At 43.4% G+C, this 21,229-nt stretch carries 19 protein-coding genes; 12 read left to right on the forward strand and 7 right to left on the reverse strand.

Features of this window, described 5'->3' with window-relative positions; all coding sequences use genetic code 11:
* Nucleotides 1–288 precede the first annotated feature (288 nt).
* Both ACI2IW_RS06510 and ACI2IW_RS06515 read left to right on the forward strand, forming a co-directional pair.
* Nucleotides 289–1,014 (forward strand): DUF4442 domain-containing protein, encoded by a 726-nt coding sequence (locus ACI2IW_RS06510; RefSeq protein ID WP_404693091.1) that lies wholly within the window; start codon nucleotides 289–291, stop codon nucleotides 1,012–1,014.
* A 38-nt stretch (nucleotides 1,015–1,052) separates the two neighbouring features.
* Nucleotides 1,053–1,526 (forward strand): RidA family protein, encoded by a 474-nt coding sequence (locus ACI2IW_RS06515; RefSeq protein WP_404693092.1) that lies wholly within the window; start codon nucleotides 1,053–1,055, stop codon nucleotides 1,524–1,526.
* A gap of 105 nt (nucleotides 1,527–1,631) precedes the next feature.
* Here the strand turns inward: ACI2IW_RS06515 and gspE are convergent, their stop codons facing one another.
* A complete protein-coding gene (gspE, locus tag ACI2IW_RS06520; RefSeq protein WP_404693093.1) occupies nucleotides 1,632–3,185 on the reverse strand; it encodes a type II secretion system ATPase GspE in 1,554 nt (517 codons plus the stop codon).
* A gap of 327 nt (nucleotides 3,186–3,512) precedes the next feature.
* On the opposite strand from gspE, the gene ACI2IW_RS06525 reads away from it, so the two are divergent.
* Nucleotides 3,513–4,334: a thiazole synthase gene (locus ACI2IW_RS06525; protein ID WP_101205496.1), complete on the forward strand. Its 822-nt coding sequence runs from the start codon at nucleotides 3,513–3,515 to the stop codon at nucleotides 4,332–4,334.
* A gap of 175 nt (nucleotides 4,335–4,509) precedes the next feature.
* Nucleotides 4,510–5,949 carry a wax ester/triacylglycerol synthase family O-acyltransferase gene (locus ACI2IW_RS06530; RefSeq protein WP_404693094.1) on the forward strand — a complete coding sequence of 480 codons (1,440 nt, stop codon included), beginning with the start codon at nucleotides 4,510–4,512 and terminating at the stop codon, nucleotides 5,947–5,949.
* Between the two features lie 93 nt (nucleotides 5,950–6,042).
* On the opposite strand, the gene ACI2IW_RS06535 is transcribed toward ACI2IW_RS06530, so the two are convergent.
* The gene (locus ACI2IW_RS06535) at nucleotides 6,043–6,870 is read right to left on the reverse strand and encodes an inositol monophosphatase family protein (protein ID WP_397476559.1); all 828 of its coding nucleotides are present in this window, start codon (nucleotides 6,868–6,870) and stop codon (nucleotides 6,043–6,045) included.
* A 343-nt stretch (nucleotides 6,871–7,213) separates the two neighbouring features.
* A complete protein-coding gene (dxs, locus tag ACI2IW_RS06540; RefSeq protein WP_404693095.1) occupies nucleotides 7,214–9,286 on the reverse strand; it encodes a 1-deoxy-D-xylulose-5-phosphate synthase in 2,073 nt (690 codons plus the stop codon).
* 615 nt (nucleotides 9,287–9,901) lie between these two features.
* On the opposite strand from dxs, the gene ribA reads away from it, so the two are divergent.
* From ribA to ACI2IW_RS06555, 3 genes are all read left to right on the forward strand, one after another.
* A complete protein-coding gene (gene ribA, locus ACI2IW_RS06545) occupies nucleotides 9,902–10,630 on the forward strand; it encodes a GTP cyclohydrolase II (protein ID WP_404693096.1) in 729 nt (242 codons plus the stop codon).
* A gap of 7 nt (nucleotides 10,631–10,637) precedes the next feature.
* Entirely contained in the window at nucleotides 10,638–11,648 is a 1,011-nt protein-coding gene (gene hemF / locus ACI2IW_RS06550; protein ID WP_404693097.1) for an oxygen-dependent coproporphyrinogen oxidase, read from the forward strand.
* Between the two features lie 398 nt (nucleotides 11,649–12,046).
* On the forward strand, nucleotides 12,047–12,523 hold the full coding sequence (locus ACI2IW_RS06555; protein ID WP_057758167.1) for a cytochrome c: 477 nt from the start codon (nucleotides 12,047–12,049) through the stop codon (nucleotides 12,521–12,523).
* Nucleotides 12,524–12,650: 127 nt separating this feature from the next.
* Here the strand turns inward: ACI2IW_RS06555 and ACI2IW_RS06560 are convergent, their stop codons facing one another.
* The 3 genes from ACI2IW_RS06560 to ACI2IW_RS06570 form a co-directional block, all read right to left on the reverse strand.
* Entirely contained in the window at nucleotides 12,651–13,628 is a 978-nt protein-coding gene (locus ACI2IW_RS06560) for a mechanosensitive ion channel family protein (RefSeq protein WP_404693098.1), read from the reverse strand.
* Between the two features lie 72 nt (nucleotides 13,629–13,700).
* Nucleotides 13,701–14,264, reverse strand: a complete 564-nt coding sequence (gene gloA, locus ACI2IW_RS06565; RefSeq protein WP_404693099.1) for a lactoylglutathione lyase — start codon at nucleotides 14,262–14,264, stop codon at nucleotides 13,701–13,703.
* 186 nt (nucleotides 14,265–14,450) lie between these two features.
* Nucleotides 14,451–15,089, reverse strand: a complete 639-nt coding sequence (locus ACI2IW_RS06570; RefSeq protein ID WP_057758161.1) for a carbonic anhydrase — start codon at nucleotides 15,087–15,089, stop codon at nucleotides 14,451–14,453.
* A gap of 390 nt (nucleotides 15,090–15,479) precedes the next feature.
* On the opposite strand from ACI2IW_RS06570, the gene potA reads away from it, so the two are divergent.
* The 5 genes from potA to ACI2IW_RS06595 all read left to right on the forward strand — a co-directional run bounded on the left by potA (nucleotide 15,480) and on the right by ACI2IW_RS06595 (nucleotide 20,651).
* Nucleotides 15,480–16,721, forward strand: a complete 1,242-nt coding sequence (gene potA / locus ACI2IW_RS06575) for a spermidine/putrescine ABC transporter ATP-binding protein PotA (protein WP_404693100.1) — start codon at nucleotides 15,480–15,482, stop codon at nucleotides 16,719–16,721.
* Entirely contained in the window at nucleotides 16,721–17,599 is an 879-nt protein-coding gene (gene potB / locus ACI2IW_RS06580; RefSeq protein WP_404693101.1) for a spermidine/putrescine ABC transporter permease PotB, read from the forward strand. Before potA ends, potB begins: the two co-directional genes overlap by 1 nt.
* Complete coding sequence (gene potC, locus ACI2IW_RS06585; protein WP_404693102.1) at nucleotides 17,599–18,405, forward strand: spermidine/putrescine ABC transporter permease PotC; 807 nt, start codon at nucleotides 17,599–17,601, stop codon at nucleotides 18,403–18,405. Before potB ends, potC begins: the two co-directional genes overlap by 1 nt.
* 115 nt (nucleotides 18,406–18,520) lie before the next feature.
* Nucleotides 18,521–19,411 carry a LysR family transcriptional regulator gene (locus ACI2IW_RS06590; RefSeq protein WP_404693103.1) on the forward strand — a complete coding sequence of 297 codons (891 nt, stop codon included), beginning with the start codon at nucleotides 18,521–18,523 and terminating at the stop codon, nucleotides 19,409–19,411.
* Nucleotides 19,412–20,279: 868 nt separating this feature from the next.
* Nucleotides 20,280–20,651: an Imm8 family immunity protein gene (locus ACI2IW_RS06595; protein WP_404693104.1), complete on the forward strand. Its 372-nt coding sequence runs from the start codon at nucleotides 20,280–20,282 to the stop codon at nucleotides 20,649–20,651.
* A 172-nt stretch (nucleotides 20,652–20,823) separates the two neighbouring features.
* On the opposite strand, the gene crcB is transcribed toward ACI2IW_RS06595, so the two are convergent.
* Nucleotides 20,824–21,195 carry a fluoride efflux transporter CrcB gene (gene crcB, locus ACI2IW_RS06600; RefSeq protein WP_093067408.1) on the reverse strand — a complete coding sequence of 124 codons (372 nt, stop codon included), beginning with the start codon at nucleotides 21,193–21,195 and terminating at the stop codon, nucleotides 20,824–20,826.
* Between the last annotated feature and the right edge of the window lie 34 nt (nucleotides 21,196–21,229).

The following is a 21,229-nucleotide window of genomic DNA, read 5'->3' on the forward strand; positions in this document are numbered from 1 at the left end:
TATTGAACTGACTATACCAATCACTTAATAATACCAATGCCCAAATGACGCTGATAGATAAGATACCTAGACTACTTTAAGTGGCGATCTAAATTGATGACATAACCTAGCAACATAGCCACGCTACTATAGTTTTGTAAGCGCAGCAGTTCATGCTAATAATAGTAGGAAGGCAATGGTTGATGTACCATAGTATTTATAGCGACTTTCATTATCTATATTTGTGTCGCTATCATAAAAAGCTATGCTAAGAATGTCATTCAACTCATTTACGTTAAGGAATTTTGTATGTCAGGATTATTAAAAAAACTACCCGCCAAGTTGACCAATAAACTGCCAGCCAAAGTATCTGACAGCACAAAACCTTCAGTTGAAAAACCCAGTAGCACGCTAAAACCAATTAGTAATCAATTTACCAAACTGTTATCCGTCACCAAATATCTGCCTGCTGGTGCACGCTCAAGTATTTTATCTAAAGCCTTTGGCAAGGTCGTTCCCTATGTCGGCACAACTGGCATTTATTATGAGACGGTAGAACCAAACCAAGTCGTCGTTAGTTTAAACAACAATAAAGCCGTCCAAAACCATATCGGCTCTATTCATGCAGTCGCCATCACATTACTGGCTGAGACGGCTACGGGGTTTATTTTGGGTTTAAACTTGCCCTCTGATCGCATTCTGCTGATTAAATCTTACTCGGTAAATTTCCATCGTCCAATCAAAAAAGGTCAAATTGCTGCTATTGCAAGCTTGTCTGACGAACAGCGTTTGGATATCCTAAACACGCCAAAAGGTGAGATGATTATTCCTTGTGTCATCAAAGATCGTGAGTCTGACAGTGACCGCGATCCAATTGTGGTTGAAATGACGTGGGCATGGATACCAAAAGCGGAGCTAGAGGCACGCCGCCAAGGTAAAGCGTCTGAAAAAATTGCAGAAGATGAAACTGAAACCGAGGCACCAATCGAAGAAAGTAATGCCTCATCTACTCAAAATAATAGTACTGATAAGTAGTTAATAAAAATTGATAACAAACCCAATGAGGAAACAGTATGTCCAAACTTAGTACTTGCCTATCTACGCTAGCGCTAGCCACTCTGTGCTCATTGGGTTTTGTTCATAGCGCTAATGCTAATACGACGACGGCTGCCAGCGTTGCTAAATCTGGGCCTACTTTCTTGGGCGATGGCGGGACTTATCCTTTTTCAGAAGCTGTACGCGTGGGCAATACATTATATATGTCGGGACAAATTGGCTTTAAAGATGGCAAACTGGTCAAAGGCGGTATCAAAGCTGAAACCAAGCAAGTGCTCGATAACATCCATAGCACGCTATTAAAATATGGCTACCGTAAGTCTGATATCGTTAAATGTATGGTCATGCTGACTGATATGGATGACTTTGATGACTTTAACAAAGTCTATAAAGCTGAGATGATAAAGCCTTATCCTGTACGCTCAGCTTTTGGTGTATCAGAACTGGCTGCTGGAGCAAGCGTTGAGATTGAGTGTATGGCTGCAAAATAATAGCGGCTAAAAACTCTAAAGCTCCAAAATTAGAAAAATATTAAAACAACTGGCTATTTACGCCAGTTGTTTTTTATTTGCTATCCCAATATCGAGTCTGCAAATTTATACCAGTATTGTCTCGTCCGTTAATGCGCTCTCTTTCGTCACTCGTAGCACTTCTTCCAATGTCGTACGCCCTTCTATGACCTTACGCAAACCATCTGCACGTATCGACGGTGTTTGCTGGCGAGCATATTCTTCCAGCTCATACTCAGCCGTATTGCTATGAATCATACGGCGCAATGTATCGTCGATTGGCACGACTTCATATATAGCAGTACGTCCTTTAAACCCTGACTGATTACATTTATCGCAGCCTACTGGCTTGGGCAAACGAATCGACTCACTTGCTATATCTTTGGCATCACTTTTCAACCCTGACCCAATACCAATTTCGGTAAATAGTTTGGCTTGCTCAGTATCAGCAGCCTGCCAGCTTTGACAATGTGAACATAAGGTACGCACCAAACGCTGCGCTACTACGCCAATAAGCGACGACGACAACAGAAACGGCTCAACACCCATGTCCTGTAAGCGAGTAACCGCGCCAATAGCAGTGTTGGTATGCAGCGTTGATAGTACCAAATGCCCTGTCAAAGAGGCCTGTACGGCAATCTCTGCTGTCTCTAAATCACGAATTTCACCAACCATCACCACATCGGGATCTTGACGAAGCATTGCACGCAAACTTTTAGCAAATGTCATGTCTACTTTATTATTGACCTGCGTCTGCCCGATACCATCAAGCTGAAACTCAATCGGATCTTCAGCGGTCAAAATATTGCGAGTTTGATCATTGAGATCGGTCAATGCAGAATATAGCGTCGTAGTTTTACCCGAGCCAGTCGGCCCTGTCACCAAAATAATGCCATGCGGACGATGAATTAAGCGCTTTAGCTCAGTATAGTCACTATCAGACAACCCCAAATACGTCATATTCAAACGACCAGCTTGCTTGTCTAATAGACGCATCACTACACGCTCACCAAAGCTCGATGGTAAGGTCGATACACGCACATCGACCTCTCGCCCTGCCAGTCTTAAACTGATACGACCATCTTGCGGCACTCGCTTTTCGGCGATATCCAATTTAGCCATTACTTTAATACGCGAGACTAACAGTGGAGCCAGTTGGCGTTTTGGTGTGATGATTTCTTTTAGCTCACCATCAACTCGGAAACGGACGACTAATCGCTTTTCAAAGGTTTCAATATGAATGTCTGAGGCACTTAAGCGAATGGCTTCGGACAATAATGCGTTGATCAGGCGAATAATAGGCGCATCGTCTTGTTGATCCATCAAATCTTCAGTTTCAGGGACGCTATCTGCCAAGCTATCGAGATCAGGATGGTCTTCAAGTCCAGCAGCAATGTGCTGCGACTCTCCTGTATTGCCAGCATAAGCTGCGTTTATACGTTTTTCAAAATCATCCGCGCTAACACTTTCGTAAGTCGGTACACCGCGACTGCCTTGCTGCTGTAAAAACCGTACCGCTTCATTGATCGCTGACAACGGGGTAGCTTTGGTAAGTACCAATGTTGGCGGCAATTCTGGATCTATCGCAAGTATGGCCAAAATCTGATGGCGTTTCGCAAAGCTGTATGGCAACTGCATCATAAAGACGGCCCAATAAGTGAGGAGAAGATAAGAAGTACGCACGCCAAGACATGATGGATGCCTTGTCCTTAACAGTTCGAATCAAAAAAGACTGCCAGTAAGGTTGCATGAGTTTGTTATAATAGCATTTTGTTTTAGACGGGTATTATTTTATGTGACTGGCGCTTTATACCTATCGCCTAGCACATGTTATTACTATCAAAGTTAGCATATCATGCCTTTTTTTGCAGACCGCTTGCCATTGTCTATTACACCTTTTAGATTGCTTAGATTACCAATCATATTTTGTCTGTCCCCTTCTCCCGCTCGATATTAGGATTTTCCGTTATGTCAGAGAACGTTAGCACTACTCATCCAACGCCACTTTTACAAGATACCTTTACTGTCGGTAGCCGTACCTTTTCTTCACGTCTGCTGGTTGGTACCGGTAAGTATAAAGACATGACAGAGACTGGAGAAGCCATTGCCGCTTCAGCAGCCGAAATCGTGACCGTCGCCATTCGCCGTGTCAATATTGGACAAAACAGTGATGAGCCTAACTTATTAGATGTGATTTCACCTGATAAATATACGATATTACCGAATACTGCTGGCTGCTTTGACGCCGAAACAGCCATTCGCACTTGTAAGCTTGCTCGCGAGTTATTGGGTGGGCATAATTTGGTTAAGCTTGAGGTATTGGGGGATGAAAAAACCTTATATCCAAATGTTATGGAAACCTTAAAAGCCGCCAAAGTATTGATCGATGATGGTTTTGAAGTGATGGTTTATACGTCAGATGATCCTATCGTCGCACAAGAATTAGAAAGCATGGGCTGTGTCGCTATTATGCCGCTTGGCAGCTTGATTGGTTCAGGACTTGGTCTACTCAATCGTCATACGCTTAGCTTGATAATCGAAAACGCTAAAGTACCCGTATTGGTTGACGCTGGTGTCGGTACTGCGTCTGATGCTGCACTTGCGATGGAGCTTGGCTGTGATGGCGTACTGATGAACTCAGCCATTGCCAATGCACAAAACCCGGTAATGATGGCACACGCAATGAAACATGCTATGTGGGCAGGCCGCGCTGCGTTTTTGGCAGGTCGTATGCCTATGCGTAAGATGGCTACTGCCAGCTCACCACAGACTGGGTATTTCTTTCAATAAATTGAAGTATAAATGACATATCATAATAGAGCGTGTTGAGTATTTACGTATAGTGCTGTCAGTGCTATGGTTGATTGCTTAACACGCTCTATAAAATAATAAAAAAATGTTATTTGATTGAATATCTACTTATTATAATTTTCACATAACACTTATCGTCATAAAAGGATTTATTATGCGACTTCTCACAGCAGTCGACCAGTTGTTTCTACTTCTTGAGTCGCGTAAACAGCCCATGCACGTTGGTGGACTGTTTGTATTTGAATTACCAGATAATGCGGATAGCAATTTTGTCTATCAATTGGTAAAACAAATGCAAGAGTCTGATGTGCCGCCCAGCTTTCCTTTTAATCAAGTACTTGAGCATTTAGCCTTTTGGAAAAAAGACAAAGACTTTGATGTTGAGCATCATTTGCATCATGTCGCGCTACCAAGTCCTGGACGCGTACGTGAACTATTGATGTACGTCTCAAGAGAACATGGACGTTTATTAGATCGTGCCATGCCTTTGTGGGAATGTCATGTTATCGAAGGTATCCAGCCAGAAGTCGAAGGTGGACCTGAACGTTTTGCGTGGTATTTTAAGATTCATCACTCTTTGGTTGATGGTATCGCAGCGATGCGTTTGGTTCAAAAATCCTTATCTCAATCGCCAACAGAGCCAGTTACCCTGCCTGTCTGGTCGTTGATGGCGCGCCATCGTAACCAAGTAAACGCTATATTACCTGCCGAACGATCTATCAGAGGCATCATAAAAGAGCAGATATCTACCATCAAACCTGTATTCACAGAACTGCTAGATAATGTAAAAAACTACGGTGATGAAGGGTACGTCGGTACTTTTGACGCCCCGATGAGTATCTTGAACAAACGTATATCAGCCTCACGACGTATAGCCGCACAGTCTTATGATATAGAGCGGTTTAACGATATTGCTGAAAGGCTCAAAATTAGTAGAAACGATGTGGTATTAGCAGTCTGTGCAGGTGCTATTCGCCGTTATCTAATCTCAATGGATGCGCTACCAAGCAAACCGTTGATTGCATTTGTACCGATGTCCCTGCGTACAGATAATAGTATCTCGGGCAACCAGCTGTCATTTGTATTGGCAAACTTGGGTACGCATTTGGACAATCCACTGCGCAGGATAGAGCTTATCCATCGTAGTATGAATAACGGCAAACGTCGCTTTCGCCGCATGAACCAAGCGCAGGTCATTAACTACAGTATCGTCTCATACGCGTGGCAAGGCATTAATTTGGCGACAGGACTGTTTCCTAGAAAGCAGGCATTTAACCTAATTATCTCTAACGTACCCGGTTCTGAAAAACCGCTGTACTGGAATGGTGCACGTCTACAATCGCTGTACCCTGCTTCTATCGTCTTCAATGGTCAAGCGATGAATATCACCTTAGCCAGTTATCTAGATAAGATTGAGTTTGGCATCACCGCTTGTAGCAAGGCGCTGCCTCGCGTACAAGATATGCTGATGCTGATAGAAGAAGAGTTGCAGCTGCTAGAAACTACCAGTAAAGAGCTAGCATTCAAAGGCATCACTGTTGAAGATAAAGCTGACAATAAGGGTAATGATAAAACAAAAAAGCTGGCTCCATAATGGAACCAGCTTTTTTTCATTCATACTCAATCTAGATATTACTTGAATTTAAATCCTGAAAGCGCTAAACGTTGATACCATTAAGGTTAACTTTTAGATTGCGTCACCCCAGATTGGTACAACTGTTTGCATCAATGGCTTAAGCAATTTCACATTACAAGCGAAGATAGAGCCTGATGTCATAGAATTGTGCGCGCCAGTATGATCAACCACCACACCGCGTGCTTCAGTTACAATAAGCTCGCCCGCTGCGATGTCCCAAGGCTTGATAGACATCTCAAAATAACCGTCAAAACGACCAGCAGCAACATAGCATAAATCAAGCGCAGCTGAACCCATACGACGTACCTGACCACCTGCCTCAGATACCTTCTGTAAGCTCTCAAAGTGCTGTTTGGCATAAGAGATAACTTCGCCATTGCGCTTACGCTCAAGCGGATGACCGGTCGTAAAGAAACCGCCATCAATGGTTTTGCGCTCGCTCACTTGCATACGGCGATTGTTCAAGCGCGCGCCTTTACCGCGGCTCGCTGAGAACATCTCATCACGAACAGGATCATAGACCACACCGTGTTGGGTAACACCTTTATGCTGTACAGCGATAGATACGCAGAACTGCGGTACACCGTGGACAAAGTTCTTAGTGCCGTCTAGTGGATCGATAATCCAGCACCAGTCAGCATCTTCGCCACGGCCTTCTTGCATACCAAACTCTTCACCCAAAAATGAATGATTAGGATAGCTGGCTTTTAGCGTCTCAATCGTGAGCTCTTCGCTAAAGCGATCAATGCGGGTAACCAGACCATCAAGTCCTTTAGACTCAATATCTAACTCGATTTTGTGGCGATTTTGATGCGCATATAAAATCTCTTTACCAACTTTTTCAGCAGTACGCGCTGCGATGACGACCATGGGTTCCATAAATAACCTATTTGCTTGATGAATGAATATAAAAAATAAGACTAACTCTGTGCCCACAACATGCCAAACAGCCGCCGCATCACACCACATCTATGCGATTAAAAACGTGTCTCTTATCAACGAAAACTTATAAAAGACACCCGCATTATACTAAAATTGTTCAATAAAAACGAAAAAACCGTCACGCTGACCAAGCCAGTACTTTGGCGATCCTCTAAACTGCGCAAGTTGTAAAAAAGTAAGCACCTACGGCTAGCAGGTGTTTGCTCTGTTTAAGGAGCTTATATCGGTTTTAATTCATGCCTTTTTAGCGCATTAATTTTTTAAAATAATATTGTAACGCTTACGATAAAAGCATTTTAAGCTGTTTAGTCACGCCCTCGACATCTAGACCACAGTCAGCCAATTGCTCTGCTTGAGAGCCATGTGCAATAAAGCGGTCAGGAATACCGATATTAGCAATAGCTGGACGACTTTGCTTAAAGGCTGCCGACTCGTTGAGTAAATACTCATTCACTGCACTACCCGCGCCGCCCATAATCATGTGCTCTTCTAGGGTTGCTATATGAGTGACCCCTTGTACTAATAACGTCTCAAGCATGGCGGTATCTAGCGGTTTTACCCAGCGCATATTAACCACCTGTATCTGGCAATCTAACGCTGCATCGTTATTTGTTAAGCTTTCTGCTGCTTGCTGAGCAGTTGCTACCATCGTACCAAAGGCCAATAGTGCCAATTTGTAAGGTGCATCAGCTTTACCTAATACTGACTCGACAACTGCTTCGCCAACTTTATAAGTTTGGGCTGGCTGCTCAATATCAGCACCTGTGCCTGTACCACGCGGATAACGTACTGCCGTGCAACCTGAGTATTCATAGCAAGTATTGAGCAAATGGTAGCATTCGTTCTCATCTTTTGGCGCTGCAATCACCATATTAGGCACACAACGTAAAAATCCAAAATCAAACACGCCAGCATGCGTGGCACCGTCTTCACCGACTAGGCCCGCTCGATCGATGGCAAACATAACATCGAGATTCTGTAAAGCCACGTCATGAATCAGCTGGTCATATCCACGCTGCAAGAACGTTGAATAAATCGCGACAATAGGTTTGACGCCTTGAGTTGCCATCCCAGCCGCTAGCGTGACAGCGTGTTGCTCAGCAATGGCCACGTCAAAGAAACGCTCTGGAAAGTGACGAGCAAAGTCCGTCATCCCTGAGCCTTCTTCCATGGCAGGGGTGACAGCTAGTAGCTTATCGTCTTCGGCCGCTTTATCACATAAGAACTGGCCAAACACTTGCGAATATTTTAACGCTGGCTTTGTACTTGGTTGTTTTTTTAGCTGCTCTACAGAGTCAGCTTTAGACTTTTCATGCTCTTTATGATTTTCGACTGGCAATTTACTGATTGCATGATAGCCCACTGGATCTAACTCTGCTGGTGCAAAGCCTTTACCTTTAGTGGTATAGATATGTACCAATACTGGGCCTTTTACTTGCTTCGCCAGTGACAATACGCGCAGTAGCTCAGGAATATTATGTCCATCAAATGGACCAAAATAGGTAAAACCAATCGCTTTGAATAAGTTGTCTTCTAGCTGCGGAACATCACGCATCTCTTTATGACGCTTGCGGCGATCGAACGCCTGCATATCAGGACGGTGGCAGAGTACTGGCTCACCTGACTCAGAGATATCAACTTGATAACCTGATTCCCAAAGCATCGCTAAATGTCGTGAAAATCCGCCAATGGAGCATGATATCGACATATCATTATCGTTTAGGATAACCAGCAAATCAGCATCTTGCTGTACTGCGTCATTCATGGCTTCAAATGCCATGCCGCCTGTCATCGCACCATCACCGATGATGCAAGCAACCGTTTGCTCGCGGCCTTGATAACGCAGGGCGAGGCTCATGCCCAGACCAGCTGAGATAGAGGTCGATGAATGCCCAACGCCAAATGTATCGTAGACAGACTCTGCACGCTCAGGAAATGCCGTCAAACCGTCTTTAGATCTGATAGTACCTAGCTGCTCACGGCGACCTGTCAGTACTTTATGAGCATAGGCTTGATGACCCACGTCCCAGACGATTTGATCTTGCGGCGTATCTAACAAATAGTGCAATACGATGGTCAGCTCAACCACGCCCAAATTGGCACCAAAATGCCCACCGCTCTGACCAGCTGAATACAATAGAAAAAGGCGCAATTCATCAGCCAGCGTAATAAGCTTAGCAGCCGAAAGCGTGCTAAGGTCAGTGGGTGTATCAATTGCATCAAGCAATGGCGTATGAGGACGCACGCGTGGAATCACAGTATAGGTCTGCTGTAAGCTCGATAGCTGAGCAGCAGAATCCAGCACTGATGTAGATAGGGACTGAGACTTTGGAGAATGAGGTGACTGCTGCATAAACCGTACGATACCTACCAATCTGCTGACAAGATGTGTCTTTAAAATATAGCGGTGACTATAATCAAAAGACGTCAATAATACCTACATCATTATTGATGTAATCGACCATATAATTATTCATGCAACTTTCGTATTTGTATAGCTGCGCTACTTACGACAGTAGACACGCTAGCACAATAGACTGCGCGTCAATACCAACATTTTTATATCAAAATATTGATGCTTTCATACTATTGACAACTGAGGGGTGACATTATGCCCTATTATTTTGCATCAATAGCGGATGTTAGTGACGACATAGTAATGTAAGGGTAAAGACTTGTCACTGTATCCGTCAAAATAGTATGGCATAATAGCATTTTTTTTTAATTGTCGCTTTAATCATCGTGCGTCGTCTGTGAACTTTGTGTGTTTTTATAAAAAATACAATGAGCACGCTGTCTTTATGAACAGGTTATACTGGTATCATCCCAATCTTAGCAGTAAGGTTTGGGTGATATGCTCATCTTTACTAATAGTTATCTCGAACAGTAACCGTCTCAAACAGCGCTCATCTCGAACAGCAATAACATACTTTTCACCGCCACGACTTTAGGCTTATGTAGGACAGCAATGTCATATCAATTTATCACTAGTGCCAAATTACCCACTCGTCACGGCGAGTTTGATATTCATATCTTTGAAAATAGCGAAGGTCAAGAGCATGTCATGCTGACCGTTGGTCTAGCTGTGGTCGATCAACAGACAGATGTCATGGCTAGCCAACCCTCAGACGACATGATATTAAACCAAAAGAACGAATCTATAGCAAAGCAAGTGCCGCTCATTCGCATTCATTCTGAATGTCTGACAGGCGACGCGTTTAGCTCATTGAAATGCGACTGTGGTCCGCAGCTCAATACTGCCATGCAAGCCATCCAAGAGTCAGGTTGCGGTGCAATTTTATATTTGCGTCAAGAAGGTCGCGGTATTGGTTTGACCAATAAGATTCGTGCGTACGCCCTCCAAGATCAAGGGCATGATACTTTGGATGCAAACCTCATGTTAGGCTTACCTGCCGATGCGCGTATCTATGATATGTGTGGTCCGATGCTTGCCCATATCGGTGTCGACGCTGTCAGGCTCATCACCAACAATCCAAACAAAGTCGCTTATCTGACTGAGCATGGTATTGATGTTGTCGAACGGGTACCATTGTTGGTCGGTGTCAATGATATGAATGCGGAATATCTAGCAACCAAACGTGATCGCATGGGCCACTTGTTTGATAAAAATATCAATCTTGATATAGACGCCTCTCTCGATACAGACCTAAATACCGCCATACACCTGAATAAATAGATATCTTATGAGTATTACAAATACAAATAACGAAACGGACTTATCAACGGTAGCGTCCGTGACGACGCCAACCAATAACGACATCATGCGAGTGCGTGAATTTTTGGTTGATTTACAGGCACGTATCTGTGAATCGCTAGAAGCACAAGAGCGTGATGGTAGTACTAATAACAATGAGCATGCGACCTTTGTACCTGATGACTGGGAACGTCCTGAAGGCGGCGGCGGTCGGTCGTGCGTATTGGCAGATGGCGAGGTCATCGAAAAAGCGGGCGTCATGTTTAGCCATATTCATGTACATAACCTCCCCGCCTCGGCGACCGCGCGTCACCCCAATATCTCTGGGCGTAAAGCCCAAGCAATGGGCGTATCACTGGTTGTCCATCCCAAAAATCCAAACGTGCCTACGAGCCATGCCAATGTGCGTTTATTCGTAGCAGAAGCGGAAGGCGAAGCACCTATCTGGTGGTTTGGCGGTGGTTTTGACTTAACGCCATTCTATCCAGTACTCGCTGATTGTGTACACTGGCATCAAGTTTGTCATGACTTGTGTGCGCCTTTTGGGGACAATATTTACGCTGATTTTAAACAGTGGTGTGATGAGTATTTCCATCTACGCCATCGTGATGAGCAGCGCGGTATTGGTGGTCTGTTTTATGATGACGTCAGTACTGAGAGTCGCGGCTGGGACTTTGAGACTTGCTTTAATTTTATGAAAGCAGTTGGCAACGGTTATCTTGACGGTATCATGCCGATTTTTGAACAACGTAAAAATACGCCTTATACTGAAGCGCAGCGCGAGTTTCAGCTCTATCGCCGTGGTCGCTACGTCGAGTACAATCTGGTCTACGATCGTGGAACGCTATTTGGGCTACAGAGCAACGGACGTATTGAATCCATTCTAGTCAGTATGCCGCCGCTTGCCAGCTGGCATTATCGTTTTGAGCCTGCTGAAGGAACGCCAGAATTTGAGTTGACCGATTATTATCTAAAGCCGCGTGATTGGTTGGCACTATAAGTTTCGTAAATATCACGGCATTCATATTTTTGGAAAATATTAAAAAGGTCAGCTACTATTCGCTGGCCTTTTTTATTGTCAGTACCATTCAAAAGAGCTCTTCTCACGTTGCTTCTCACGTTGTTATCGTAAAGAATACGTTGTATAACTACCATAAAATCATCGTAACCAACCATAAGTAGCCACAACCAAGTTAAGTTATGCTTATCTAAAATATTACGAGGATATAACAACTATATAATTCCCAACGCGCAGATAACCGTTACAATAGAAGACGTTCTTTATTAGCAACTGTGCTCAAAAGAATTTTAGGCAGTATTTTGTATAACTATATTTTACGACGAAGCGAGCGTTTGTAATCGCGCTTACTATTAGCCAAGTTTAAAGGAGTAAGTCATATGGCACAGGTTCATACCAACAAATCTTTCAAATCTCTGTTTAGCGTTACCTTGATGGCGGCTGCACTGGGTCTAACGGCCTGTAGCACTTCAACAGGATCTAACCCTGACGTGCAAGCGCGTCAAGACACCATGAAAAACTGGGGCGATGCAATGGGCGTCATGGGTGATATGGCAAAAGCACCTGATACATTTGATGCCGATGTATTTAAAGAGCAAGCGGCGTTCTTGGCAGAAGATGCTGCCAAGCCTTGGAGTCATTTTGAAGACCCAGAAGCGGTAGGTAATGCTACTGAAGCGGTTTGGTCTAATGCTGATGGCTTCAGTGCTGAAGCTGAAAACTTTCAAAAAGTCACTGCTGAGCTAAACGCCGCCGCCCAAAACGCCACTAGCATGGACGATGTTAAACCTGCCTTTGGACAAGTTGGTGCAAGCTGTAAATCATGCCATACCGACTTTAGAGCAAAAGACGAATAAAGCTTTGTATTTATCGCAAGTAGATACGTATAAAAAACCGCCATATCAATTGATGTGGCGGTTTTTTAGTTTTCTAAATATTATTAGATATCACGTTTTTGACACTAATTGAATATTTCACCGAGCGCTACTCTGCTACTGTTTTATTCACATCCACAATGTCTTGCTGCTCGTTCATCTTATTAACGATTGCATTTACTGAAGGATCACTCAAATCGATCGTACGTATTGGGAATGGAATGTTTACGCCCGCTGCATCCAACGAGTTTTTGATACCTACAATTACTTGATGAATCGAGGCAACCTTATTGGCTTGCGTACCATCTTCGATAAACCAGCGTACCATTAGATCAATGGACGAACCCCCGAAACCAGTAGCAATCACGCTTGGCGTTGCTTTCTTTGAGACACTCTCTATCTTATCTAATGCTTTTATAATCTCAGCTTTGGCCGCTTCAATATCATCTTCATAACCGATACCAACTGCGACTTGCAGACGGCGCTGCTTATAAGCGGTATTGACGGTCAATGCTGAAGTATAGAGATCTGAATTTGGAATCACTACTTGCCTGCCATCATAAGTCCTGATGGTAGTTGCGCGGATTTTGATATCTTCAACTGTTCCTTCATAGTCGCCTGAGACAATCTGATCACCGATACGAAACGGCTCTGAAATTAGTAGCAAGATACCAGAGAGCAAATTTTGGAAGATATCCTTAAAAGCAAAACCGATAGCAACGGAACCAATACCGAGCGCGCCAATCAACTTAGCAGGAGTGAACCCTGGCACCGCAATAACCATCGCTATCATAAAACCAATAAAGAAAATAAGCGCCCCACCTACTCGCTGAAACACTTTAACCAAGTTCTGATGCCGACTACGACTGCCTAATAATTTGTGAACGATTTTTTTGAAGACAATCGATAAGAACCAAAAAATTAGGATAACGATAATTGATGCGGCAAAATATGGGATGCGCTCAACAAAGCCAATCCATATCTCATTTGCCGAACCAAGGATGCTTTGATAAGTCAATCCATCCGTTGTCGTAGACTGCGCAGCTGTCTCAGCACTCAGTGTCGTGTCTGCCTCAGAGGTAGGCATATGGGTGATACTCCTTTATTCTATTTATTCCTATTAACGCACTTATCTTAATAGGTGCTATCGTTATGACACTTAGCCCATCAAATCGGCCTGAACAATTTCGATCCAGTAGCCGTCTACATCTTTGATAAAAGCAATGTTCTTCATGCTGCCATCTTCTGGACGTTTTTTGAATTCGACGTTGTTTTTATCGAACCAAGCAACCGCTTCATCCAAGCTTGGAACGCTAAAACAAATATGACCAAAGCCTTGTGGATCTTGATTGCCATCATGGTAGCTAAAATCAGCTTTTGTCTCGGTACCATAGTTATGCGTCAACTCCAAAATACCACGCTGACGGAAGGCAAAGATTTCTAGATTATCGCCAGTTGGCAAGTTTTCGCGCTCGCTTTCGGTCAACTTAGCCAAGAAATATAAGTCGAATCCCATGTCAGGGAACTTCTTAACGGCAAGCAAGGTCATACCCAAGACACCAGTGTAAAACTCTAGCGATTTAACAGGGTCTTTGACACGTAGCATGGTGTGGTTAAAAGTAAAACCGGTCGTCTGTGATGAAATTGGCTGAACGCCATCCGTGCTAACGCTGCTAGCAGGCTGGTCTATTGAGTCATTATTGTTGTTAGATGAAGTAGACATAATTATCCTAATATAATTCAAAAAATAAATGCATAGATACGCAAATCACGATTGTCGTGATTTGCGTTGTTCTCTTATCATAATAAAAAATGGCCAAATAACTGATAGGGTTTTGTAAGAATATGAACAAGGTATGTTCGTCTTTGTGCCTTAACTATCTAGTTATCTAAGTCTATCTAAGACTGACTAGCTATCTAAAAAACGCACTTTTCCTGTCTCAAGATCATACTCAGCACCGACTACCAATAGCTGACCACTATTGGTTAAGTCCTCTAATGCACGTGAGCCATGCTTTAGCTGACTGACTGACATACGTACGTTAGCTCGGATAGAGCGATCGACCAACTCGTCTGCATCGACGTCTTGACCATTGGCAGTTGCTAGTTCGTGCAAGTTATAAACGCTTGGGCGAATACGGTCAACGATAGATTGCAAGTTAGGTGAATAGTTCTGCTCAGGGTTAATCAATGTCTCAACGCAAGCCGTGACAGCGCCGCATTTTGAGTGACCAAGTACTACCACTAACTGTGTGCCAAAGGCTTCGGCTGCAAACTCGATTGAACCAATCTGCGATGGTGCAACCACGTTACCCGCAACTCGTATAACAAACAAATCTCCCAAACCTTGATCAAAAACAATCTCAACTGGTACTCGTGCATCTGAACAACCCAAAATAATGGCCAATGGATTTTGATCCTTGACCAACTCTGGACGGCGCTGCATATACTCATCGGTACTGGTGAGGCTATCAACGTAGCGTGCATTACCTGCTTTTAAAAGCTCAAGCGCTTCTTGACCTGTGGTTGGACGTATATCGGTAGGCATGAGAGATCCTTTATCATCAATAATATTAGAGTTATAAGCTGTTTCGCATACATGTATTCAAGCACAGATTGGCTAATTATCGCCAAACTATCAGGCTAGTTATGTTTGTCAGCCATAACGTGATTGTATAGGAATAAAAACCAAAAAACGGTAAAAAAATTTGTCTAAATATCGATAGGTGAATGTAGTCACATTTAAAAATACAGCTGTATATATCGCTGCTACGATAGTATGACTCGCGTAACTTATAACGAACTTGCACTGACTTATATCAAGGGTTTGTTATAATACGCAGCATTCAGGCAGCAATCCGAACATGCTTACGCTTATGCCAATCCCTATAATGACAGCCAGCTGTATATAGCTATTGGACGCTTAGGAACAGATATTATGACCGATTTATCTCAAAATACGCATAACACCTCTGCGTCACCTCATGATGATCAGGTGCTGCTGCAACTGACTGGTCTAAAAAAAACCTATGATCAAACCGAAGTCCTAAAAGACATCAACCTTGATATTAAACATGGTGAGTTTTTGACGTTACTTGGTCCATCAGGCTGTGGTAAGACGACATTACTACGCTTGATTGCAGGCTTTGAGCAGCCGAATGCTGGGGCGATATATTTGGATGGCGTACAGATGGCAGGCTTGTCCGCTGATAAACGTCCGGTCAATACCGTATTTCAGCAATATGCATTGTTCCCTCATATGAGCGTTGCCCAAAACGTGGCTTATGGCCTAAAGCTAAAAAAAGTCCCAAAAGATGAAATCCAAAGACGCGTCAGTGAGATGCTAGCGATGGTACAGCTAGAGCATTTAGCCAACCGTAAGCCACAAGATCTATCTGGTGGTCAGCAGCAGCGAGTTGCGATTGCTCGTGCGGTGATTAACCGTCCTAAACTACTATTGCTTGATGAGCCATTATCCGCGCTCGATCATAAACTGCGCCTGCAAATGCAATCTGAGTTAAAGCGTCTGCAGCGTGAGCTAGGTATTACCTTCGTTTTCGTGACTCATGACCAAGAAGAAGCGCTGTCGATGTCAGACCGTATTGCCGTGATGAAAGATGGCACGTTCCAGCAAATCGGTACGCCTATCGAGATTTATGAAACCCCTGCCAATCTGTTTACTGCAAAATTTATAGGCGAGACCAATCTGTTTAGAGCTGAGGTCAAAGGTGTCCATCCAGACCAGCCAGATCGCGATGGTAAAGTGACCAACGGACGCATCGAGGTCGAAGTCTGTGAAGCACAAGCGCAAGAAAGACCAACCACATTACGTAACTTACGTCGTCCCAATTTTGCCAATGATGTACAAGTGGGCGATATCGTCAATTTATTGCTGCGTCCTGAAGACCTGCGTATCTACGATCCAAAAGACAATGAACATAGCGGACTGTTAGGCCGTGTCATCGAGAGTAACTATAAAGGTAGCACCTTAGATTCGATTATTGAGCTAGCAAATGGTCATATAATTAAGGCTTCTGAATTTTTTGATGAAGATGACCCGAGCTTTGATTACAAACTAAACGAGGGCGTCAAAGTCTCATGGGTAGATGGCTGGGAATGGGTATTGCCAGAAGACTCTGAAGCTGTGCCAGACACGACTGTACAAAAGGATGGTAGCTGATGGCTCGCAACCACTTAGGCAATAAAAGTCCATTTCGTACCGCCACGCTTTGGCTAATCTGGGGTTGGCTACTGATATTTGCACTATTACCAAATATCCTAGTCATCGCTGTCAGTTTTTTAACCCGTGATAGTAGTGCCTTTATCAGCTTACCTGTCAGCATCGACAGCTATGTTCGGATGATTGACCCATTGTATTTTGAGGTATTTGTCCACTCATTATGGATGGCAGGTATTACAACGGTTATCTGTCTGCTGCTTGGCTATCCTTTTGCATGGCTAATATCCAAAGCAAAAGTACGTTGGCAGCCATTACTGATGCTACTACTGATACTGCCATTTTGGACCAATTCCTTAGTACGGACGTATGCGCTCAAGTTACTATTTGCCAATAATGGTTTGATTAATAAATCATTGCTTGCCATCGGCGTGATTGATACGCCAATCGATATTTTATACACGCAAGGTGCGGTGATTGCAGGACTAACTTACTTGTTATTTCCGTTTATGGTACTGCCGCTATATGCCGTATTTACTGACTTACGCAATGACATGCTACTGGCTTCTCAGGATTTGGGCGCAACTAAAACACAGACCTTTTGGCATGTGGTACTGCCATTAACGACCCCTGGGATTATCTCTGGTGTACTGCTCGTGCTATTGCCTGCGATGGGCATGTTTTATGTGGCAGATATCTTGGGTGGTTCTCGTAATTTATTGGTTGGTAATATCATCAAAAACCAATTTTTGGATGCGCGTGATTGGCCCTTTGGCGCAGCAGCCAGCGTATTATTGACACTGGCAATGGCGGTATTATTACTGGCCTACCGTGCCAGTAGCCGCCGCATTGGCAAGACCGACTTTAACGAGGTGGCCTAATGTCTTATAGCTCACCGAACAAAAAAACTCGTCCGCTCAAGATTGGTAGTATCGCTGCTAAAGGCTATCTCGGACTGATTTATGCCTTGTTGTACCTGCCCATCATTGTCTTAGTGGTAATGTCCTTTAATAAGTCAAAAATCGGTTATAACTGGGGCGGCTTTAGCTTAAAGTGGTACGAGTCACTATTCAATAACCAAGCGATGCTCGATGCATTTTGGCACTCGATTGTCTTAGGGTTGGTGGCAGCCACCGTCTCAACTTTGATAGGCACGCTTACAGCGCTGGCGTTACACCGTTATAATTTTCGTGGTAAAGGCTTACTAAATGGGCTGCTGTTTGTCCTGATGATGTCGCCTGAGATTGTATTGGCTATTTCATTATTGGCATTGTTCTTACTGATTGGTTTGCAATTGGGCTTTGTCTCGCTGCTATTGGCGCACATTACTTTTTGCCTGCCCTTTGTTGTGATTACCGTCTTTGCGCGATTGAGTAGCTTGGATGAGCGTTTAATGGAAGCGGCACGCGACTTGGGTGCTAACGAATCAACCATGGTGCGCACCGTATTGATCCCAGTTATCTTGCCTGCGGTCATGGCAGGCTGGTTGCTAGCTTTCACTTTATCGCTAGATGATGTAGTGGTGTCGACCTTTGTCACAGGGCCTAGCTATGAGATTTTACCGCTGCGCATTTATTCTATGGTGCGCGTAGGACTCAAGCCAGAAGTCAACGCCATTGGTACGTTATTGCTGGTTGCTTCACTAGTATTGGTGGTTATCTCACAGTTGTTGTTACGCAAGCGCTAGATGTTGATTGCTAACTAATTGCTTATTAACTGCTTATTAATAATGGACTATGAGTGAAAGTCAGCGCTATATTGACTATAATGAATTTTTCTCACCTTAGCGGTTAGGTTATATTATGCTTGAGCTACGTCATCTTAATACATTAACCGCGCTACGGGCGCATGGTTCACTTGCAGCAGCGGCCGATGAACTGCACGTTACCGCCTCTGCCGTTTCGCATCAATTAAAAGAGCTTGAGAACTATTACGACATCAGCTTGGTCAATCGCCGGACGCGCCCGCTTAGTTTTACGCCAGCAGGTAAAGCAGTATTGGCATTGGCAGACACTATCCTACCGCAAGTAACTCGCACCAAATCTAACCTTAAACGCTTAGCACATGGTCAAGCAGGTAGATTACGCCTAGCATCAGAGTGCCACAGCTGCTTTGATTGGCTGATGCCGATACTTAACCACTATCGCCGTGAATGGTCAGATGTCGAGCTGGACTTTGCCACAGGGTTTGAACCTGAGCCGCATCATCTACTCATGGAAGGTGATATTGATCTGCTTATCACTACCAGTGATTTACCGCTCGACGGTATCAGTTATCAGCCATTGTTTGAATATGAGAGTCGTTTGGTGCTGTCACCAACACATGATTTAGCTGCTCAAAAATTTATTGACCCCAATGATTTGATTAACGAGACATTGATTGCCTATCCAGTAGAGGCTAAGCGTCTCGACATCATTGCCAATTTTATGACGCCAGCACAGGTAAGCTTTGAGAGTGTTCGTACGACAGAGCTGACCGCGATGCTAATTCAGTTGGTTGCCAGTGAACGCGGCGTAGCAGCATTGCCTGATTGGGTGGTTGCTGAATACGAGAGAAAAGGCTGGGTCGTATCACGACCACTAGGAGAAGGGGTTCATTGTCAGCTGTACGCAGCGACGCGTACCTCAAGTCGAGATACGGCGTATATGCAGGGATTTGCGAGCTTATTGGAAGGGATAGTGAAGCCAGTTTAATACTCCACTGTTTATTACATTTTTTGGTTATAAATATCGTTTGCTTTCTTACGTTATGATAGGCGTTGGGGAAAATGATGGTTCCCTAGTGAGGACTTGAAGGTTCGGCTGTGTAGAGCTGACATCAATGGTCTTACTTATTTAGGCGGTCACAGTGTACTCGGTAGTGTACTTATCGAGATGAAATGCACCCAAGCTAAATCTCTACGCCAAGATTGGATTGATAATAGTTTAAAAAAACTTTCTCCATGGTATAGGCTCTTCCATATTTATAATGGACTAAAAATCAATCATAAAAGGATCTTAAAAAGTGACGGATTTTATTAGGGAGATAGCGATTGGAATATTTTTGTCTTGGCATATAAAGGACCACCCGTTTTGGACGAGTTTTTTAAAAGGATACTATGTTGGATTTGTCGTATTTATATTATTAACCTTAGTACGCATATTTAAAGACGAGGCTATCTTAGAGACGCTTAAACGAGATATCGTGATATTTCTTATATTAGGCACTATAGTTTCATCAGTACTAATAGTTTTTACTTTCATCAACAAGTATTGGCATCCAACTCAAAGGTGAATATACCCCAAGCCTAATGTAACTACCTAGTAAAAGCTAAAAAATGTAGTGGCATAACAAACCCCTATAGTACACAAGAAGTATGTATTAGTGAGGCTAGTCGTTAAGCTTCATAAATCCTAGATTCCTGTCGATTGAGCTAATTTACATTAAATCGTGTTCGGTGCGCTATACAGGCATCGAACCGTAGCCTTTGTCACTAGTTCTAATACTATTTTATGTGTTTTCTAGTTCATCTGAATAAAAGCTTCTTATCGTAAACGGCCATTTAAAGTGAGGGATTAAGAAATGCTCACAGTACAATATATATCGTTTGAAGATCATCAAGATTTTGATGATCTTGAACTACAAGGTGACGATTATTTCAATTTAACAGTTAATCTACTGTTAGGTAATGAAATTGGGAGTGACATATACTATTTCAATTTAGTAAATGATTATAGAGAAAAATCTGATAGAGCAGTTATCGAGCAAAACGATATTTTTTTTAGAGAAAAGGGTGTATTCGTAACGAAGGTATTTGATAAGTATAGTTTGCTTAATTTCGTTAAAACTTTAGTGAAAGAGAATACTTCTAATAAAAATTCAGATGAACAGTCGACTAGCTTATCAAAATATTTTCATTGGGAGTTTGATAACTATATTCCATACATAGAGTAATTTCCTGTTTAGATATGATTGGACGCCATAAGAGGTTGGTCATCCTAATGTATACCCCAAAGGAACCAGCTATTTCACTCCAAAAACCTATTAATAGACTACTTAAAACAGACTGTATTTCGGTAACTACTTAAATCAGACCCCTGATTAAGCAGGTAGTATTGATAAAAGCTCAAAGCACGACCTTAAAGAAATAAAAGCCAAGCGCGGTTGCCAGTAACGTTAACCCAACATGCAAACCGATGAGCGCTAAACCTGCTAGCAACCGCCCGTCATGAATAAAGCCAAATACCTCTGCACTAAACGTACTAAAGGTAGTTAACCCGCCCAAAAAACCAGTTATCACAAACACGCGTACATGATCAGATAAGTTGCTTCCCATGCGCTCAAACCACACTAGTGCCAGCCCTATCAGTAGTCCACCTAAGATATTGGCGCTCAGGGTACCGAGTGGCACCCAACCGTGCAATGCATTGAAACGCGATAGCCAAGCTCGCAGACAAGCACCGAATGCTGCGCCCAAACCAATAGCAAGCCACTGCATAGACTGTCCTTAATTCATGTAAACGTGTTGGACC

Source organism: Psychrobacter sp. NPDC078501 (assembly GCF_044900935.1).
In the GTDB taxonomy this organism is placed as follows: domain Bacteria; phylum Pseudomonadota; class Gammaproteobacteria; order Pseudomonadales; family Moraxellaceae; genus Psychrobacter.

Coding starts and splice junctions, on each gene's coding strand:
- ACI2IW_RS06560 (WP_404693098.1), bottom strand. CDS start 13,628: ATGCCTACCTCTGAGGCAGACACGACACTGAGTGCTGAGACAGCTGCG.
- ACI2IW_RS06510 (WP_404693091.1), top strand. CDS start 289: ATGTCAGGATTATTAAAAAAACTACCCGCCAAGTTGACCAATAAACTG.
- ACI2IW_RS06525 (WP_101205496.1), top strand. CDS start 3,513: ATGTCAGAGAACGTTAGCACTACTCATCCAACGCCACTTTTACAAGAT.
- ACI2IW_RS06515 (WP_404693092.1), top strand. CDS start 1,053: ATGTCCAAACTTAGTACTTGCCTATCTACGCTAGCGCTAGCCACTCTG.
- hemF (WP_404693097.1), top strand. CDS start 10,638: ATGAGTATTACAAATACAAATAACGAAACGGACTTATCAACGGTAGCG.
- ACI2IW_RS06590 (WP_404693103.1), top strand. CDS start 18,521: ATGCTTGAGCTACGTCATCTTAATACATTAACCGCGCTACGGGCGCAT.
- gloA (WP_404693099.1), bottom strand. CDS start 14,264: ATGTCTACTTCATCTAACAACAATAATGACTCAATAGACCAGCCTGCT.
- ribA (WP_404693096.1), top strand. CDS start 9,902: ATGTCATATCAATTTATCACTAGTGCCAAATTACCCACTCGTCACGGC.
- ACI2IW_RS06570 (WP_057758161.1), bottom strand. CDS start 15,089: ATGCCTACCGATATACGTCCAACCACAGGTCAAGAAGCGCTTGAGCTT.
- ACI2IW_RS06595 (WP_404693104.1), top strand. CDS start 20,280: ATGCTCACAGTACAATATATATCGTTTGAAGATCATCAAGATTTTGAT.
- crcB (WP_093067408.1), bottom strand. CDS start 21,195: ATGCAGTGGCTTGCTATTGGTTTGGGCGCAGCATTCGGTGCTTGTCTG.
- dxs (WP_404693095.1), bottom strand. CDS start 9,286: ATGCAGCAGTCACCTCATTCTCCAAAGTCTCAGTCCCTATCTACATCA.
- ACI2IW_RS06530 (WP_404693094.1), top strand. CDS start 4,510: ATGCGACTTCTCACAGCAGTCGACCAGTTGTTTCTACTTCTTGAGTCG.
- ACI2IW_RS06555 (WP_057758167.1), top strand. CDS start 12,047: ATGGCACAGGTTCATACCAACAAATCTTTCAAATCTCTGTTTAGCGTT.
- ACI2IW_RS06535 (WP_397476559.1), bottom strand. CDS start 6,870: ATGGAACCCATGGTCGTCATCGCAGCGCGTACTGCTGAAAAAGTTGGT.
- gspE (WP_404693093.1), bottom strand. CDS start 3,185: ATGATGCAGTTGCCATACAGCTTTGCGAAACGCCATCAGATTTTGGCC.
- potB (WP_404693101.1), top strand. CDS start 16,721: ATGGCTCGCAACCACTTAGGCAATAAAAGTCCATTTCGTACCGCCACG.
- potA (WP_404693100.1), top strand. CDS start 15,480: ATGACCGATTTATCTCAAAATACGCATAACACCTCTGCGTCACCTCAT.
- potC (WP_404693102.1), top strand. CDS start 17,599: ATGTCTTATAGCTCACCGAACAAAAAAACTCGTCCGCTCAAGATTGGT.